The sequence below is a fragment of the Aliivibrio sp. A6 genome, from assembly GCF_028765505.1.
GTDB classification, from domain to species: Bacteria; Pseudomonadota; Gammaproteobacteria; order Enterobacterales; family Vibrionaceae; genus Aliivibrio; species Aliivibrio finisterrensis_A.
Genome location: NZ_JARACR010000027.1, coordinates 37,640 through 54,241, shown reverse-complemented (window position 1 = coordinate 54,241; position 16,602 = coordinate 37,640). Strand labels below are relative to the sequence as shown.

12 protein-coding genes are annotated in these 16,602 nt (G+C 37.1%); 9 read left to right on the top strand and 3 right to left on the bottom strand.

The features are described from left to right. From PVK70_RS14860 to PVK70_RS14840, 5 genes are all read left to right on the top strand, one after another. A partial coding sequence (locus tag PVK70_RS14860) for a type I restriction-modification enzyme R subunit C-terminal domain-containing protein (protein WP_274441613.1) occupies positions 1–491 on the top strand: 491 nt, incomplete at its 5' end. A 173-nt stretch (positions 492–664) separates the two neighbouring features. Next, complete coding sequence (locus tag PVK70_RS14855) at positions 665–2,260, top strand: N-6 DNA methylase (RefSeq protein ID WP_130048836.1); 1,596 nt, start codon at positions 665–667, stop codon at positions 2,258–2,260. Continuing rightward, positions 2,260–3,615 (top strand): restriction endonuclease subunit S, encoded by a 1,356-nt coding sequence (locus PVK70_RS14850; RefSeq protein WP_130048835.1) that lies wholly within the window; start codon positions 2,260–2,262, stop codon positions 3,613–3,615. Before PVK70_RS14855 ends, PVK70_RS14850 begins: the two co-directional genes overlap by 1 nt. A gap of 57 nt (positions 3,616–3,672) precedes the next feature. Further along, the gene (locus PVK70_RS14845) at positions 3,673–5,385 is read left to right on the top strand and encodes an McrB family protein (protein WP_130048834.1); all 1,713 of its coding nucleotides are present in this window, start codon (positions 3,673–3,675) and stop codon (positions 5,383–5,385) included. 6 nt (positions 5,386–5,391) lie between these two features. Next, the gene (locus PVK70_RS14840; protein WP_130048833.1) at positions 5,392–6,714 is read left to right on the top strand and encodes an McrC family protein; all 1,323 of its coding nucleotides are present in this window, start codon (positions 5,392–5,394) and stop codon (positions 6,712–6,714) included. A 92-nt stretch (positions 6,715–6,806) separates the two neighbouring features. Here the strand turns inward: PVK70_RS14840 and PVK70_RS14835 are convergent, their stop codons facing one another. Genes PVK70_RS14835 through PVK70_RS14825 form a run of 3 tightly spaced genes read right to left on the bottom strand, consistent with a single transcriptional unit; the run spans position 6,807 to position 9,726 of the window. Continuing rightward, entirely contained in the window at positions 6,807–7,865 is a 1,059-nt protein-coding gene (locus tag PVK70_RS14835) for a YadA-like family protein (protein ID WP_165367218.1), read from the bottom strand. Positions 7,866–7,882: 17 nt separating this feature from the next. Then, positions 7,883–8,509, bottom strand: a complete 627-nt coding sequence (locus PVK70_RS14830; RefSeq protein WP_130048831.1) for a ParB N-terminal domain-containing protein — start codon at positions 8,507–8,509, stop codon at positions 7,883–7,885. Next, positions 8,506–9,726: a DUF3440 domain-containing protein gene (locus PVK70_RS14825; protein ID WP_130060013.1), complete on the bottom strand. Its 1,221-nt coding sequence runs from the start codon at positions 9,724–9,726 to the stop codon at positions 8,506–8,508. Before PVK70_RS14825 ends, PVK70_RS14830 begins: the two co-directional genes overlap by 4 nt. Positions 9,727–10,522: 796 nt before the next feature. On the opposite strand from PVK70_RS14825, the gene PVK70_RS14820 reads away from it, so the two are divergent. The 4 genes from PVK70_RS14820 to PVK70_RS14805 all read left to right on the top strand — a co-directional run bounded on the left by PVK70_RS14820 (position 10,523) and on the right by PVK70_RS14805 (position 16,600). Continuing rightward, on the top strand, positions 10,523–12,700 hold the full coding sequence (locus tag PVK70_RS14820) for a hypothetical protein (RefSeq protein WP_130048829.1): 2,178 nt from the start codon (positions 10,523–10,525) through the stop codon (positions 12,698–12,700). A 2-nt stretch (positions 12,701–12,702) separates the two neighbouring features. Beyond that, the gene (locus tag PVK70_RS14815) at positions 12,703–14,409 is read left to right on the top strand and encodes a LeoA/HP0731 family dynamin-like GTPase (protein WP_130048828.1); all 1,707 of its coding nucleotides are present in this window, start codon (positions 12,703–12,705) and stop codon (positions 14,407–14,409) included. 53 nt (positions 14,410–14,462) lie between these two features. Next, on the top strand, positions 14,463–15,593 hold the full coding sequence (gene csm6, locus PVK70_RS14810; protein ID WP_130048827.1) for a CRISPR-associated ring nuclease Csm6: 1,131 nt from the start codon (positions 14,463–14,465) through the stop codon (positions 15,591–15,593). Positions 15,594–15,727: 134 nt separating this feature from the next. Continuing rightward, complete coding sequence (locus tag PVK70_RS14805; protein ID WP_130048826.1) at positions 15,728–16,600, top strand: DMT family transporter; 873 nt, start codon at positions 15,728–15,730, stop codon at positions 16,598–16,600. Positions 16,601–16,602: the final 2 nt, after the last annotated feature.

Below are 16,602 nucleotides of genomic sequence, written 5' to 3'. Positions count from 1 at the left end.
TAGACGCCTTCGATGCTTTAGTCACACGCTCAGCCAATCAACAAGACGCGTTAGACATCATCATCAACCGTCCACGAGATTTAACACGAAAAGGCTTATTAGAGCTGCAAGAGTGGTTTGATGCCCAAAACTTCAATGAACCGACGCTAAAAACCGCATGGAAAGAGAGCAAAAACCAAGACATCGCCGCGCGATTAATTGGCCACATTCGTCGTGCCGCCATTGGGGATGCGTTATTGCCGTTTGAGCAGCGAGTCGAAATAGCGTTAGACAGAATAAAATCAAGCAAAGAGTGGCAACCCGTTCAACTGCAATGGCTTGATCGCATCGCCAACTCAATAAAAGAGAAAGTGGTGTTGGATGACGACACCTTCAAAACGGGTAATTACAAACGCAGTGGTGGCAAACGTAAGCTAATGAGCGTCTTTAATGATGAATTAGACGGCATACTGCTTCAATTTAATGAATATATGTGGGATGAACCTGCCTAGGCGGGTACAATCAATATCATCGCATAAGCTCTATCTTCTGTGTCGAAAGCGCTCATTTATACTTATAAACTCCGCGCTTTCTCCTTGAATATAGAGCTTCTTGCTTGATATAAATTGCCACAATCTGACAATAATAATGGCTAAATTTACGCACAAATTAATAGAGAAATAACATGAACAATAATGATCTGGTCGCCAAACTGTGGAAATTGTGTGACAACCTGCGTGATGGCGGAGTGTCTTACCAAAACTACGTCAATGAATTGGCCTCGCTGCTGTTTCTTAAAATGTGTGAAGAAACAGGGCAAGAAGACGATTTATTGCCAGAGGGGTTTCGCTGGGCCGATCTAAAAGCAAAAATTGGTCAAGAGCAACACCAGTTTTACCGCAATATGTTGGTACAACTGGGTGCAGATGATCACGCCATTGTTCGTGCTATTTTCCAAAACGTAAACACCACCATTACTCAACCAGCACAGTTAACTGAGCTAGTGTCGAACATGGACAGCCTTGATTGGTACAGTGATGAAGATGGCGACGAAGGCAAAAGCCGTGATGACTTTGGTGATATGTACGAAGGCTTACTGCAAAAGAACGCCAATGAAACCAAATCAGGCGCAGGCCAATACTTTACGCCACGCGCATTAATCAGCACCATTGTGAACGTTATACAACCACAACCGCGCGAGATCATCCAAGATCCGGCAGCAGGGACGGCAGGCTTCTTAATTGAAGCGGACAAATACATTAAATCAAACACCGACAACTTATTTGCACTCCCAGATGAAGATCAAGAGTTCCAAATGAAAAAAGCCTTTGTCGGTTTAGAGCTAGTGCCTGAAACGCGTCGTTTGGCGTTAATGAACTGCTTATTGCACGACATTGAAGGTGATGAGAACGAAGGCGCAATCCGTTTAGGCAACACCCTAGGCAGCGCAGGTGAAAACCTACCTAAAGCCAACGTGATTTTAACCAACCCGCCATTTGGTAGTGCATCAAGCACCAATATCACCCGTACCTTTGTTCACCCAACAGGTAACAAACAACTGTGTTTTATGCAGCATATTTATGATGCGCTAGAGCCGGGCGGTCGTGCTGCCGTAGTGATCCCAGATAACGTCTTATTTGAAGGTGGTAAGGGCACAGACATTCGCCGTGATTTAATGGATAAGTGTAATCTACATACCATTTTGCGTTTGCCTACAGGTATCTTCTACGCCGCAGGGGTAAAAACCAACGTACTCTTCTTCCAAAAAGGCACGCCAGAGAACCCGAGCCAAGACAAAGACTGCACCAAAGAGACATGGGTATTTGACCTACGTACCAACATGAACACTTTTGGTAAGCGCCGCCCATTAACTGAAAAGCACTTTGATGTGTTTGTGAACGCGTATGGCAGCGATGCAAACGGTTTATCTGCTCGTGAAGAGGGGGTTTACGAGACGCTTGGTAACATCTTTGCTGAAGGAGAAGACTCTGTTGAACACACTTTAGAGAACGCCCGTTTCCGCAAATTTAGCCGTGATTACATTCGTGATCAAAAAGGCGACTCGTTAGATATTTCGTGGTTAAAAGATTTAGAAGCCACCAGTGCAGAGAACTTGCCAGAGCCAGAAGTATTAGCAGGTGAAGCTATGGCAGAGTTGACTGAGGCGATGGCAGAGATTTATCAGCTGATGCAAGCGCTAGGGGCGGATGATGTCGCCGAAGGGCAAAAACAGCTAGTAGCAGAAGCCTTTGGCTTGGCAGAAAAGCTGGAGGCGGAGTAATGAGTGAATTGCCGAAAGGGTGGGTTGAATGTGAGTTGAAACAGCTTATATCAATAACATCAGGGAAAAATCTTACACAGAAGAAAATGATTGAAGGTACTACACCAGTATTTGGTGGTAATGGTATTACTGGGTGGCATAACGAAGGTAATGTGTTTAAGCCGACTATTGTCATAGGAAGAGTTGGATTTTATTGTGGTTCGGTATACATAACACCAGAAAATGCTTGGATTACCGATAATGCTTTTATAACGTCTTTTTCAGAAGCTCATATTGATAGGGAATTTCTCTACTGGTTATTAAAATTTACTGACCTTAGACAAAATGATAGTTCATCAGCACAGCCTGTTATTTCAGGACAGAAAGTTTATCCAATTCAAGTGAAGCTCCCCCCACTAGCCGAACAAAAACGCATTGTTGAAAAACTCGATGAGGTATTGGCACAGGTCGACACCATTAAAGCGCGTTTAGATGGTATTCCTAGTTTGCTAAAACGCTTTCGCCAATCGGTACTCGCTTCTGCGGTATCGGGAAAGTTGACGGAAGAGTGGCGTGGGGAAGAGAAGCGAATTCTAGATGAAGTTAGTAATTTACCTCAAAGTTGGCAGATTAAGGCGGCTAACGAGGTTTGTATTAAAGTACAAAGTGGCTCTACTCCAAGAAATGATCCGTTCAATCAAGGTGGAACGGTTCCATTTTTAAAGGTTTACAATATAGTTAATCAAAAAGTTGATTTTGACTATAAACCTCAATTTGTTACGACTGATACACATCAAGATAAACTGAAAAGATCTATTGCCTTTCCTGGTGATGTGTTGATGAACATTGTCGGTCCGCCTCTAGGTAAAGTAGCAATACTTACGGATCAATATCCAGAATGGAACCTGAACCAAGCGATAACTCTTTTCAGAGCTAACAATGAGCTATTAATAAACAAGTATTTGTACTTCGTACTATGTGAAGGTGCATTGGTTCGTGATGTTATGCCTGAAACAAAAGGTTCTGTTGGACAAATTAATATTTCCTTAACTCAATGTAGAGAATCAAAAGTACCGTTACCTCCACTAGAAGAACAAAAAGAAATTGTTCGTCTAGTCGGCCAATACTTCGCTTTCGCTGACACCATTGAAGCGCAAGTGAAAAAAGCGCAGGCGAGGGTGAATAATTTAACCCAAAGTATTTTAGCTAAAGCGTTTCGTGGTGAATTGGTGCCGCAAGATCCAAACGATGAACCGGCGGATAAGCTACTAGAGCGCATTGCACAGGCTCGTATTGAGGCAGAAACGTTAGCTAAGGCAGCGAAGAAAGCTGAGACAGCAAGAAAGAAAACAGAAAAAGCCACCGCTAAAGGCTAATTGATAAATTTATAAGCACGCTCCGGCGTGCTTTTTTGTGAGTATTGTAGGTAACATATGTTTAACTTTCGAAATGAGAAATATAACCTTAGAAACTTAGTACTCGCTTTGATGAAAGCGTTATTAAGTGAAAACCAATTAACATTAGCCGAGTTAGATAAAATTTTTGAAAGAAAGTCTAATGCTGTGAGAGGCGTGATTTATACGACAGAAGCTCTTTTTACTGATTATAAGGAAAGAGGAAGCGATACAAAACCAAGGTTTTTTGAAAGTTTAAGCGATCGTTTAACCACAAGTGATGATGTAACAATTGTTGTATCGAACCAGTGGAGTAGACATAACGTTATATCTTTGTTGGAAAAGTTTGAACCCTATGGCTTAATTCCAGCAGAAGGAGCGGAATATGAAGCGGCTAGTGAAAATAAGGTGTTGACGTCTACCTCTCTAAACCAAATTCTTTACGGCCCTCCGGGTACAGGCAAAACCTATCACACCATTGAAGCTGCAGTAAAAGCCGCAGAACCAACGTTTACATGGGCTAACCGTGATGAATTAAAAAACGAATATGTCCGTTTGGTTGCTGATAAACGCATTCGCTTTGTTACCTTTCATCAAAGTTACGGCTATGAAGAATTTGTTGAAGGATTAAGTGCGACAACCGAAAATGAAGCGATCAAATATGCAGTCAAGGATGGTGTATTTAAACGCATCTGTACCGATGCAAGCATTAAAGATGTAGACAGTATTCAAAAATTTGATGAGGCGTTAGAATCTCTAAAACACGATGCCGATGGGCAAATGATTTCGTTAAAAACCTCAACAGGGAAATCATTTGAATTTACTTATAATGGAAATGCCACATTCAGAGTGTATCCAGAAGCAACAAAGCATGACAATTTAGGTAATGGTTATCCTGCGAGTATTGCTCATTTGCGATCGTTCTATATCACTGGTGATGAGTCGGATATTTATAATCGATCTTATGTTCGAGCTATTCTTATGCATTTAAAGGAGAAGTACAATACTGCTGATTATAATGAAACAGCAGTAACCGCAACGAAACAAAACTTCGTCTTCATCATCGATGAAATTAACCGAGGAAACATCTCTAAGATCTTCGGTGAGTTGATCACGCTTATTGAGCCCTCAAAGCGTAAAGGGGCAGAAGAAGAAATAGAGCTTGTGTTACCGTACTCTGGCGATACGTTCTCAGTACCCGATAACTTGCACATCATCGGCACCATGAACACGGCTGACCGTTCTCTCGCTATGATGGATACTGCGCTGCGTCGTCGTTTTGACTTTATCGAAATGATGCCAAAGCCTGAATTATTTAATCACAAACAGATTAAAGGTATCGATCTTACTCGGTTACTTAACGCCCTAAATAAACGCATAGAAGCCTTATATGATCGTGAGCATACACTAGGTCACGCCTTCTTATTCCCTGCTTACAATGAGCAAGACGAAGATAAAGCTTTCGAACTGCTAAAAGCGGCGTTTAAAAATAAAATCATCCCATTGCTAGAAGAGTATTTCTATGACGATTGGAACAAGATCCGCCTTGTATTAGGGGATAATCAAAAATCAGACGAGATCCGCTTTGTTAAAAAGCATAACGAATCTTATGATTCATTGTTTGGCTCTAACCACGGTTTAGAAACCTATGAAGAGAGCAAAACACGCTACACCTTAATGGCGTTTGATGGCAAAAATTCGGTTTGGGATAATCCACAAGCCTATATTGCTGTTTACACATCAATTAAGTAACGCATAATGAAAGCGAAAAAAGAAATCACCTTGTTTGAGTTTGGCTTTGTCGCAAAAGACGACAGAGCCGAGGCGCATTCTCGTGTGCAAAAAATATCAGCAAGCAGTTACGATTACCTAAAGCGTATGTGCTTAGGGGATGAGAGTGACCGAAAGTTACTAAAGCTGCGCAGTCTTGATGGCATGGAAGTGCTTCAAGTACAAAACTACGCAGGGGTTATTTTCACACCTGATAAAACCCAAATTGAAGTGCTGCCAAAAATAGGCAAAAGCACAAATGAGGAAGAGGAAGAGGGAGAAGAGCAAGCGCGGGTGTCACTCTTAACCATGCTTAGAGCGTTAAAAGGGTTTTCCCACATTCAAACCGCCAGTGCCAACATTACTCATCAAAAAATGCCATTGCTTGAGGTGTTTATAGGGCAATTTTTACACTCGGTAAACGCCTTGGTAAAACGAGGATTACGCAGTGATTATGTACGCCGTGAAGACAATCTCGCGTATTTAAAAGGTAAGCTGAATGTCGGCAAGCAACTTCGTCATAATTTCATCAACAAACACAAATTTTACTGTGAATATGATGAGTTCTTGCTTGATAGACCTGCAAACCGTTTGATTCACTCTGCGTTACTTAATGTGAAATCACTGGCTCGCAGTGCTGCCAACCAAAAACTAGTGCAAGAGTTGGCGTTTGTGTTTCATGAAGTGCCAAAAAGCCATGATCATAAATCGGATTTTTCGAAGGTGAAATCAGGCCGAGGCATGAATCATTATGATGTGCCATTGCAATGGTGTCAGTTGATCTTAAATGGCTACTCACCACAAACCATGAAGGGGGATCATCACGCGATTTCACTCTTGTTCCCAATGGAGAAGGTGTTTGAAGATTACGTCGCTAAGATCATCAAGGCAGAGTTGGCGCAATCGTATCCAACACTTCAATTAGAAACGCAAGCTACAGGGGAGCATTTGGCAAGGTATCAACAGAAAGGGAAGTTCAGCCTTCGGCCTGATTTATTAATCAAACACGATAAGAGAAACGTGGCAGTGTTAGACACCAAATGGAAGCTGCTTGATAGTAAAATAAGCAACGCCAATTTGTCTCAATCTGACGTTTATCAAATGTTTGCCTATGCGAAGAAATACCTTAAAAGAAACGCTGACGAGCAACACGGCAACGATGTGGTGCTCATTTATCCAATGCAAGCCAACTTTACTCAACCGTTGCCGACTTTTTTTGATTTAGATGACGGCCATAAATTATGGATCACGCCATTTGAGATCAATACAGAGAAAAGCAAATGGCATAAACCAGAAACGCTCGCTTTTTAGTCTTGGTAGTATTATGGGGCGGATACATTTTTTACTCATAAAAAAGCACGCCGATCAGCATGCTTTTTTAGGTTGGAATAAAATAAGTATTATTATCTAAAGCTGTAGCTTGCACCTACACCAAATGTCGTATCTTTTGAGCCTGCAGTTGCTAATGATGTTTTTACTGCAATCCCTGATTCAAAAGACTTTGAAATACCCAAAGCATACGCATCTTGACCATCAAAATAGCCATAACCCATGCCAATTGAAAATGAGCCATCGGTTAATGTCGGGATATTTGTCATTGCAGCAACTCCGGCAATACCTCTTGATGATAATTTTCTATTTTTATCAATTTGAGATTGAAGATTGTTGATAGAATCTTTAAACATATTATTCCAGTCATTAGTATATGAGCTATCCATCGAACCTGAACTATTCGCTAATGCATCGTGGTTTGCTTGAATCGCTTCTCCAACTTTGTTTAAATCATCTTTTACTGCATTAATATCATGCTCTAAGCTTGCAGAGGTAGCAGCATTACTCGCTTGAGCTGCGACTATTGCCTCATGGTTTGTTTGGATAGCCCTACCTGCGGTTGTTAAATTACCGCTTACCGCTTGAACTGCATTATTTGTTGCTATTGTATTTTGAGCATTAACCACAGTACCAAACGTTGCCAGTTTGCTAAGTTGATTCACATTATCCAAGCTTGCAGAGGTAGCAGCATTACTCGCTTGAGCTGCGACTATTGCCTCATGGTTTGTTTGGATAGCATTACCTGCGGCTGCTAAATTACCGCTTACCGCTTGAACTGCATTATTTGTTGCTATTGTATTTTGAGCATTAACCACAGTACCAAACGTTGCCAGTTTGCTAAGTTGATTCACATTATCCAAGCTTGCAGAGGTAGCAGCATTACTCGCTTGAGCTGCGACTATTGCCTCATGGTTTGTTTGGATAGCATTACCTGCGGCTGCTAAATTATCGCTTACCACGTTAAAATTTTCATTAACTCGATCTACTACATTGTTAAGAGAACCTCTAGTTGCCAGTAAACCAGAATCACTATTATTATACGGTTTGTTTATTATTGGTATATCAGCTGCTATGGCGTATTTAGGTAATAGCGCTATTAAAATGCTAGATATTAATACTGTCTTAATCATATGAAGCTCCATATTTATTATCGCCATGCAAAAGAAAAATCTTCATCTTTATACGCATGAGCTAACCCTGTAATTTGTTGCATTCTTAATACTTCATCAGGTTCCATTCCTAGTTCCTGACATATTTTCTCATTAGTCCATGATGACTGTTTTAATTTAATTATTAAGTTTGAAGTTAATTCAACTTGATGTACTCCTCTTGCAATATTATGTCTAACTGATGATGCCATACTATCGTTATTACTTTTTGTTAAAATAACAGTGGGAATATAGCTGTGAAATGAGTTTTTAATATCAAGATTATTCTTTATCATTTTAACTCTGTGTGAACCATCAATTATGTTATATAGTTCATTATCATTTTTAGATACGACTATTGGCATAGTTAAACCATCTTTTTTAATTGATTGTTTTAATAACTTATACTCAGGTGGTGCCATAACATTAGGATTGTAATCATTATTTTTAATTGAACTTGAACTTATTAATTTAACATTTAAAATTGGGTGTGCAATATCAATAATTCTGTAGGCTATGTCTGATAGCTGATTAAATAAATCAACCCGAAATTTAATGTTTAAATGTGATGTTTTTATACTTTCAATTTGATTTATAATAACCAATAACTCTTCAAGTTCATTCATACATAACCTCTCCCAGTAATATAATCTTCATAAGTTTCTATATATAAGTTTGTTAATCTTTTATTCTGACCAAACGATAAGCCATAACACCAATAATCATTTTTTATTAAAACTTTACATATTCTTCGCCAGCTTGGTATTTTTTTAGCAGATTCTAATTTCTTATCACCAAAATCAGGGATTGAATAAATACCTGTCTTGATTTTATTTTTTCTCCACCAATATAAAAATTGAAATATCCTTGATCTATAATGTTTTTCTAAATCTGGTGGCATAGTTTTTAACAAGTATTTACTATAAGATTTGTAAGTATATCCATCAGGCAAATCAAATTTATAATAGCCTAAAATTCTACCTTGGCTTTTACTATACCTAGCACCGAAATTGCATCCTTCGACACGTTCTACAAGTTTTTGCCATGTATCAAACTCTAGTATTTGGTATAACCATAAGCTTTTCCTTTGGTCGTCTCCAAAAGGTTGACATAAGCGTTGCTGTGCTAATGAAACACCAGCCATATGCATCAAGTCATAAATTTTATTATACAAATATTGATATTTTCCATTAGCTATCCAAATATCAGTCACTTTCCAATCGTATATTGGATAAGCATGATAAACACTTTCAGTAACCTTGGTTGTCCATTTGAAATTAAGATATTTACTCTTATGTTTATTTTTAATTGTTCTATATCTATTTAATGATTCATCAGCACGTATGGCAATAAAACAGGCACATTGTGAGTTTTTCATTAAGGAATACCATTTAGAAAATTCAAAAACGAATTCTTCAAACTCCATACCAAATTTATAAAAAGGAAAATAAGTCATATCTTTTATTACCGAATTATTTTTTGGAAATTCTCGTAACCATTTATATTGAAAACATGGGTCCCAACAGATCCATTTAGGCTGAAATTGTGAAACTGAATTTCTTAAACTAAGAGGAAGACAAATCCAAAACGCATTTATTTCCTTTTTTGAGACCATTTCCTCTATATATTCAATAGTATTTTTATACTGAGCTTCTAAATCTATGATCAATACATCGACAGGTAAGCGATTTCTCTTTCTGGATTCATCAATAATCAAACTTAAAAGTACACCAGAATCTTTTCCTCCAGAAAATGAAACATAGAAGTGTTTGAATCCATCCAAAATAGTATTTATACGTTTTCTTGCAGCTACATCCACATTAAAAGATAAGTTAATTTTCATAAATACACTTTATTTATAGTTTGTATGTCTAGTTCAACAAAAAGAGGTTTATTTAAATCTCTTTATTCCTGATGTAAATATCAACTAAAAAACAAATGCAGTAAAACAAAAAAAATAAATGCTGTTCATGAGTATTTTAAATTATTATGGGGTACGATCTTATTTTAGTATTAAAACTCTAATTTATACTTTTTTGTTAATGGTTTTTTTATTTTACTATTAAATAAGTTTAAAAATAATTAAAGAAATAAAATTGATAGCATCAGTTTATTAAATTCATGATTGAAGAATCTAGTGTCAATTTTTTGTTAAATAATTTTATTATTGACAGTGACTGAGATTGCTTTAATAAAAATAAAGTCAAATGCCAATAATTATTTAAGCTATAAAATTCAAGTGGTTATATTTTTTCTGAGATTGAAATAAGATTTTTAGTTAGAAACAAATAAGTAATTAATTTGATTTATATCAATAAACCTCAACCAGACTAAGTTGCGTTAATTGAACATCTAGCTTTTCGGTTTGTTTGATCTTTTCTCCGTCCCTTAAAACAAAGCCCAATCACCCCGAGTGGGCATTTTGTAAGCTTATAAACCTAAAAATTCCGATGATTATCTTATTATTTATTTACTGAATAGGTGATTGTTTACTCGGTCAGGTTTGTAAAGCGTGACCGCTGTCTTAGTTGAGGTTAATAACATAATTATCACTAATCTATCGTGTTGTATAGTGGCTCGCTTTGTGAAATGGCTAGGCTAAAGACAAGATTTAATCTAATAAAATGAGAAAATAAAGAATGATGGGTAATAGCTATAAACCTGAAAAGGTGTATCAACAGATACAGAATATCATTGATGAGTTGATACTAAGACTAAATAGCACAACAAAAGATACTTCAATCAGAGATGCTAATGAAGCGGGTCGAGAGATTCTAGATAAACTGCATACTCAAGTAACTGAGCAGCTTTATTGTTTAGAGGAAAATGCAGAGTGGGATACTTTTACTATTGCATTTTATGGAGAAACAAATGCAGGTAAATCGACCATTATTGAAACGTTGCGTATTTTATTAAAAGAAGAACTGAAAAAAGAGCAGCAAGCCAAATTTTTAAAATGGCAATTAAAGTCAGGAATTACTAAAGAATGTATTGAAAAAACGCGCCTTGAAATTCTTGAAGGAGAAAACCGTATTGATGAGTTTGATATGGCTTGGCGTGAAAAAGAACGTGCTTTACTTCAAGCTATAAATCATAGAAAGCTTGAAACTCAACAAGCACAGGATAGAGTTAAATTAGCAAAAGAGTCTGCGACGTTATTTGAAAGGTTGATTTGGTTATTTAAGAAAATACCAGAATTTAAAGAATATCAAACTTCATATAAATTAACAAAAGAAGCGGAGAATGATCTAAATACTCAATCTAAAAGCTATATAGATGAAAAGTCGACATTAAGTAATGCATTGCAACGTCTTGAATTAAGAAACAAAGAAATTGAAGAAAAAACAAAAGCAGCAGAATCTTTTGCTGATGGGGCAATCATTGGTAATGGTCGTTCAGATTTTACGTTAGAAACACAAAACTATTATTTTGACGTTGGTGGTACGAGATTTAATTTACTTGATGTTCCTGGTATAGAAGGAAAAGAGAGTAAAGTGAGCGATGCTATTTGGCAGGCAGTACATAAGGCTCATGCTGTTTTTTATGTTACAGGTAAAGCATCAGCGCCTCAAAAAGGGGATGGAAAAAATCCAGGAACGTTAGAAAAAATAAAACAACATTTAGGTGCTCAATCAGAAGTTTGGACTATATATAATAAGCGTATTCAAAACCCGATTCAATTAGGTATGGGACCGATCATTTCTCAAGGTGAGCAAGAAAGTCTGGACGATCTTGATTCTAAAATGATTGATTATTTGGGTGATAGTTATCAAAAACATATAGGGTTAAGTGCCTATCCTGCATTTTTAGCTGCTTCTTCTTGCCTTCTTCCAGGCTCTAGAGATGCAAGCGCACAAGATAAGTTCTTATCTAAATATGATAAACAAGATATTTTATATAAATCAAATATAACCGCATTAACAAAAATGTTTAATGAATCCGTAGTTAATGATTTCAAAAATAAGATTGTTCGTTCAAATCAAAATAAAGCCAAACAAGTTGTTGATATGGCGCTTATGGATGTGACTTGTTTACAGAAGGAAAAATTTGGCCCTTTATTGGGTTTATTGCGCTCAGAGTTATCCGATACAAGTGCTGAGCTTAATTCACATGTAGAGCTATTGCGTTCAAGGTTACGAAACAAAACTAAAGAACTTATTTATGATTTTAGTTCTAAGGTACGTGAAAAAACATATAAAGATATAAATCGAGATATTAGTAACGATGAGTTTCAAGACTATTTAAAGCAAAATATCGAGACATATCAAAATGAATTAATTGAAGAAATACCAAATAAAATAAAACTAGAGCTCACTAAGTTTGAAGAACAAATTAAAGATGTTGTTGCACGTTTTGAGGCTCAGACAAGTGAGGTGATGACGACATTTAACAATATGGACCAAGATGATTTATCACTAAATTTTAAGTTTAATAATGGTGTAAATGTTTGGGGTGTATTAGGAGCCGTGGGTGGTGGAGCATTGTTGTTTTTTACTCCGGTGGGTTGGGGTGTTATTGCTGTATCAGTTGCTACATTAGTATTTCAGTTTTATAAAGCAGTTCGTTCTTTTTTTAGTAGTTCTTATAAACAATCACAACAACGACAGTCTACGGATGAGAATATCGAAAATGTTGCTTATGACATAGAAATGAATGTGGAGTCAAATTTAAGTCAAATGATGAAGGATGTAGAAGCAAATATTGAGTCGATTAATTCGACAATGGAGACTTCTATAGCACATGTTGAAAGTGTAAATAAAAAGTTAAATCTAGCTCGAGAAGAGTTACATTCTATTTGTAAGCAGTTGGAGTCATAATTATGAATAATACAATTCAAGAATTTGAAGCAAATAAGATAAAGGCTCAAATAATTTTAAATAAATTAACTAATTTTTTGGATTTAGGCAAAGATGCAGGTGCCGGAATTGATGAAAACTTGCATGAAAAATTAAACCATGCACTAAATACGATTAATTCTGGAAAGTTGAAGATAGCTTTGGTTGGAGGCTTTTCTGAAGGTAAAACATCAATTGCCGCTGCCTGGATGGAAAAACTTGATACTGAAACAATGAATATTAGTCATCAAGAATCTTCTGATGCCGTAAAAATTTATAATGTTGATGGAAATTGTGAATTAATTGACACTCCAGGTTTATTTGGCTTTAAAGAGAAGTTGAATACAAGCTCTGCACAAATAGAGCAATATAAAGATATTACAAAGCAATATGTGAGTGAGGCTCATTTAATTTTATATGTCATGAATTCAACTAATCCGATTAAAGCGAGTCATTCTGATGACTTAAATTGGTTATTTCGTGATTTAAATCTGTTATCAAGAACAGTATTTGTGTTAAGTCGATTTGATGAAGTCGCGGATGTAGAGGATGAATGGGACTATCGCCAGAATTTTAATATCAAACATCAAAATGTAGCAGAAAGATTAAATGATATTTTGCATCTAAATAAAGAAGAGCAAAATAATTTATCAATTGTTGCAGTGGCTGCAAATCCTTTTGATATGGGAACAGAATATTGGCTAGATAACAGTCAGAAATTTAAGGAGCTTTCTCATATCGAAAAATTACAAACAGCGACATTAGAAAAAATCAAATCTAATGGTGGGCAAATGGCTATTGCACTTGAAGCTCAGAATAGTGTGATTCGAGATGTGCTTATCCGCCAGTTACCAATAGCAATTCAGAATGATGAAAAGATAGGCGAGGAGTTAGAAAGACTTCGTACTATTAACATCAGATTAGATAAACAAATGCACCTTATCGACACTCGAATTGTTGAAGTTCGCTGTGGTTTAAGAGAATTTGTTTCGAAAATTTTTTCTAATCTAATTTTGCAAGTTAAAGGATGTGACATTAATACCTTTGCTAGTTTTTTTGAGCGTGAAATCGGTAATGAGGGAGTGGTATTGAATACTCGAATTCAAAATGAGTTTGATGCCCAAATAAGTACGCTTTCTGGTGAGATACAGCAATTACAAACTAATATATCTAACGAAGTGAAGAGTTATAATGAAACCGTCACCTTGATGGGTAAGCAGGGGGTGAATTTTGTACTAAAAGGTAACTTTATTAATAATAAAAATATCTTATTAGCTCGTGATGGTTTAGTTAGTGCTGGTAAATTGGTGGGAGTAGACCTTGCTAAAATGCTTAAATTTAAACCTTGGGGAGCTGTTAATTTAGCTAAAGGTATTAATGGAGCATTACTTTTTGTTGGTGTTGCGCTTGAAATGTGGAGTTCATGGAGTGAGCACAAAAAACAACAAGAGTTTATAAAATCAATAGATAACATGGTTGGTGATTTTGAAAATCAACGTAAAGAATTGTTAAGTATTATCGATAGTGATAATTTTATGGTTACATTTTTTCCTAAAAAAGCAGAATTAATGCAATCAATGTGTGAATTGCAAGATTGTATTGAAATGCAAGAAGTTCGTAGAGATAAATTTAATCTTTGGCGACAAGAAGGCGAAATCATTGAAGCCCAATTTAAAGAAATGAATAAGTAACTGACCAATAAAGGGTAATAATAATTGTTACCCTTTTTACATTTAAAGGCCCCATGAAAAATATCCTTATCGCCGTTACTGGCGCCAGTCCCCAAGTATTAACAGAGACGATTTATGCCCTGCATACGCAAGGTAAACCCATGCCTGAAGCGGTGTATGTTATTACCACTGAAGATTCAAAACAGACGCTAGAAGAAGGGCTGTTTGTACAAGGCTATTGGGATAAGTTAATGGCTGATTATCACTTGCCACCCATTACTTTTAACACTGATCATATCTGGGTGATTACCGATGATAATGGCAATGCGCTTGTGGATGCAAAAGGCGTAGATGACCAATCCATTATGGCGGATTTTATTACTCGTAAAGTGGCATTGTTAACTCAAGACAATGAGGTAGCGATTCACGCCTCTATTGCGGGCGGTCGCAAAACCATGGCATTTTATATGGGTTATGCCATGTCTTTGTATGGCCGAGAGCAAGATGTATTAAGCCATGTTTTTGTGGATGACGAGTTTGAGTTTGTTAGCGATTTTTATTACCCAACGCCTGTTGATTGCTTTATACAAGGCAAGCAGGGTAAAGCCATTAATGCCAAAGAGGCGACGGTAACGTTAGCTGAAATTCCATTTGTACGCATGCGTCGTCAGGTGGATGAGCGTATTATTAATCAAATGGAAACGCATTCATTTTCTAAAACCGTGTCGGCGTTAAATAGTGCCAATAACACTCAAGTTAGAGTGAGTATTTCAACAACAGAAAAAACGGTTGAAGTCGCAGGGGTGAAAATTCAATTAACGGGCAAGCTGTTGGCTATTTACCTGTTCTTTTTACTTAAAGATAACCGTAAAGCCGTGTTGGGTCGTTACTTTGAAGACGATAAAACACAAACGATAGATTATTTAACTGTGCTCGATAAAATGAAAGCCGATGTTCGTTTATATAAAACCATGGGGTTGGAAGATGAAGGGCAATGGCGACAAAAAGATCATGCAGAGTTAGCTACGTTAACGAAAGATTTTGTCCGTCAATCACTGACGGGGTTACATAAATCATTAAAAGATAAGCTAATACCTGATTTATTTGAGAAAATAAAGGTGCATTCTGATGGGGTAAAATCAGGGGCGACGTATCAAATCTCTGCTGAGGTGGTTTTCATCTGTGATGAGGAGACGCTCCTTTAGTTTATCAGTGGATTGGATTTTGTGTATTTAATTATGGGTAATACGCGCAATAAATAATCAATACTTGAAACATAAGAACATTAACGAAAGCTAAGGTACTATGTAGTCACAAGGATGGTTTATAAAGGATTATTGTGAGCTGGATATTATTTACGTTATTGGCAGCATTTAGCCAATCATGGCGCAATGCGTTTCAAAGTCGATTAAGCAAAGAAATGAACGTGACTGGCGTTACCTTGTCACGTTTCTTGTGGGCAGGTCCGTTAGCGGTGCTCTATTTGTTTGCTCTGTATTATTATGACCCTGTCTCTATTCCGACGTTTACTGCTTATTCTTATCTCTACATTATTGGGGCATCCATCATGCAAATAGTCGCGACGGGGCTAATGGTGGTGTTGTTTAAACAGAAAAACTTTGCGATTGGTGCTGGTCTTGCAAAAAGTGAAGCGCCTGTTGCTGCATTTTTAGGAGTACTCTTCTTTGGTACCTCATTATCACTATTAGGCTGGGCCGGTGTGGCTGTTGGAGCCATTGCGGTCTTTATGTTGAGTTGTCCAAATGGTATTAAAAGTATTTCTCTAAAAACCGCATTAATCGGACTCGCGTGCAGTACTTCTTTTGCTTTAACATCCCTTTGGGTAAGAGAAGCAAGTCTTACCATCGATTTACCGTTTCCACATCGCGCAGCTTGGGTGTTGTTGCTGGTGATTTGTTTACAAACAATATTACTTGTGGGTTACATGTTAGCTAAAGATCGTAAGACATTAATAACGATGTTTACCAAACCTAAATTGGTGGTAATGACTAGCATCGCAAGCTTTATTGGCTCTCTTGGTTGGTTTAGCGCTATGTCACTGCAAACCGTTCCCTTAGTGAAGACACTGGGCCAAGTGGAAGTATTCTTTACTATGTTGATTTCTTTCTTTTGGTTAAAAGAGGGGATTAAGCGTAAAGATATGCTGGCGTTGCTTTTATTTGCTATCGCGGCAGTGTTGGTGATGTGGTAAAG

Excerpts from the sequence above, each read along its gene's own strand:
- PVK70_RS14855 (WP_130048836.1), top strand. The coding sequence starts at position 665 with ATGAACAATAATGATCTGGTCGCCAAACTGTGGAAATTGTGTGACAAC.
- PVK70_RS14850 (WP_130048835.1), top strand. The coding sequence starts at position 2,260 with ATGAGTGAATTGCCGAAAGGGTGGGTTGAATGTGAGTTGAAACAGCTT.
- PVK70_RS14845 (WP_130048834.1), top strand. The coding sequence starts at position 3,673 with ATGTTTAACTTTCGAAATGAGAAATATAACCTTAGAAACTTAGTACTC.
- PVK70_RS14840 (WP_130048833.1), top strand. The coding sequence starts at position 5,392 with ATGAAAGCGAAAAAAGAAATCACCTTGTTTGAGTTTGGCTTTGTCGCA.
- PVK70_RS14835 (WP_165367218.1), bottom strand. The coding sequence starts at position 7,865 with ATGATTAAGACAGTATTAATATCTAGCATTTTAATAGCGCTATTACCT.
- PVK70_RS14830 (WP_130048831.1), bottom strand. The coding sequence starts at position 8,509 with ATGAATGAACTTGAAGAGTTATTGGTTATTATAAATCAAATTGAAAGT.
- PVK70_RS14825 (WP_130060013.1), bottom strand. The coding sequence starts at position 9,726 with ATGAAAATTAACTTATCTTTTAATGTGGATGTAGCTGCAAGAAAACGT.
- PVK70_RS14820 (WP_130048829.1), top strand. The coding sequence starts at position 10,523 with ATGATGGGTAATAGCTATAAACCTGAAAAGGTGTATCAACAGATACAG.
- PVK70_RS14815 (WP_130048828.1), top strand. The coding sequence starts at position 12,703 with ATGAATAATACAATTCAAGAATTTGAAGCAAATAAGATAAAGGCTCAA.
- csm6 (WP_130048827.1), top strand. The coding sequence starts at position 14,463 with ATGAAAAATATCCTTATCGCCGTTACTGGCGCCAGTCCCCAAGTATTA.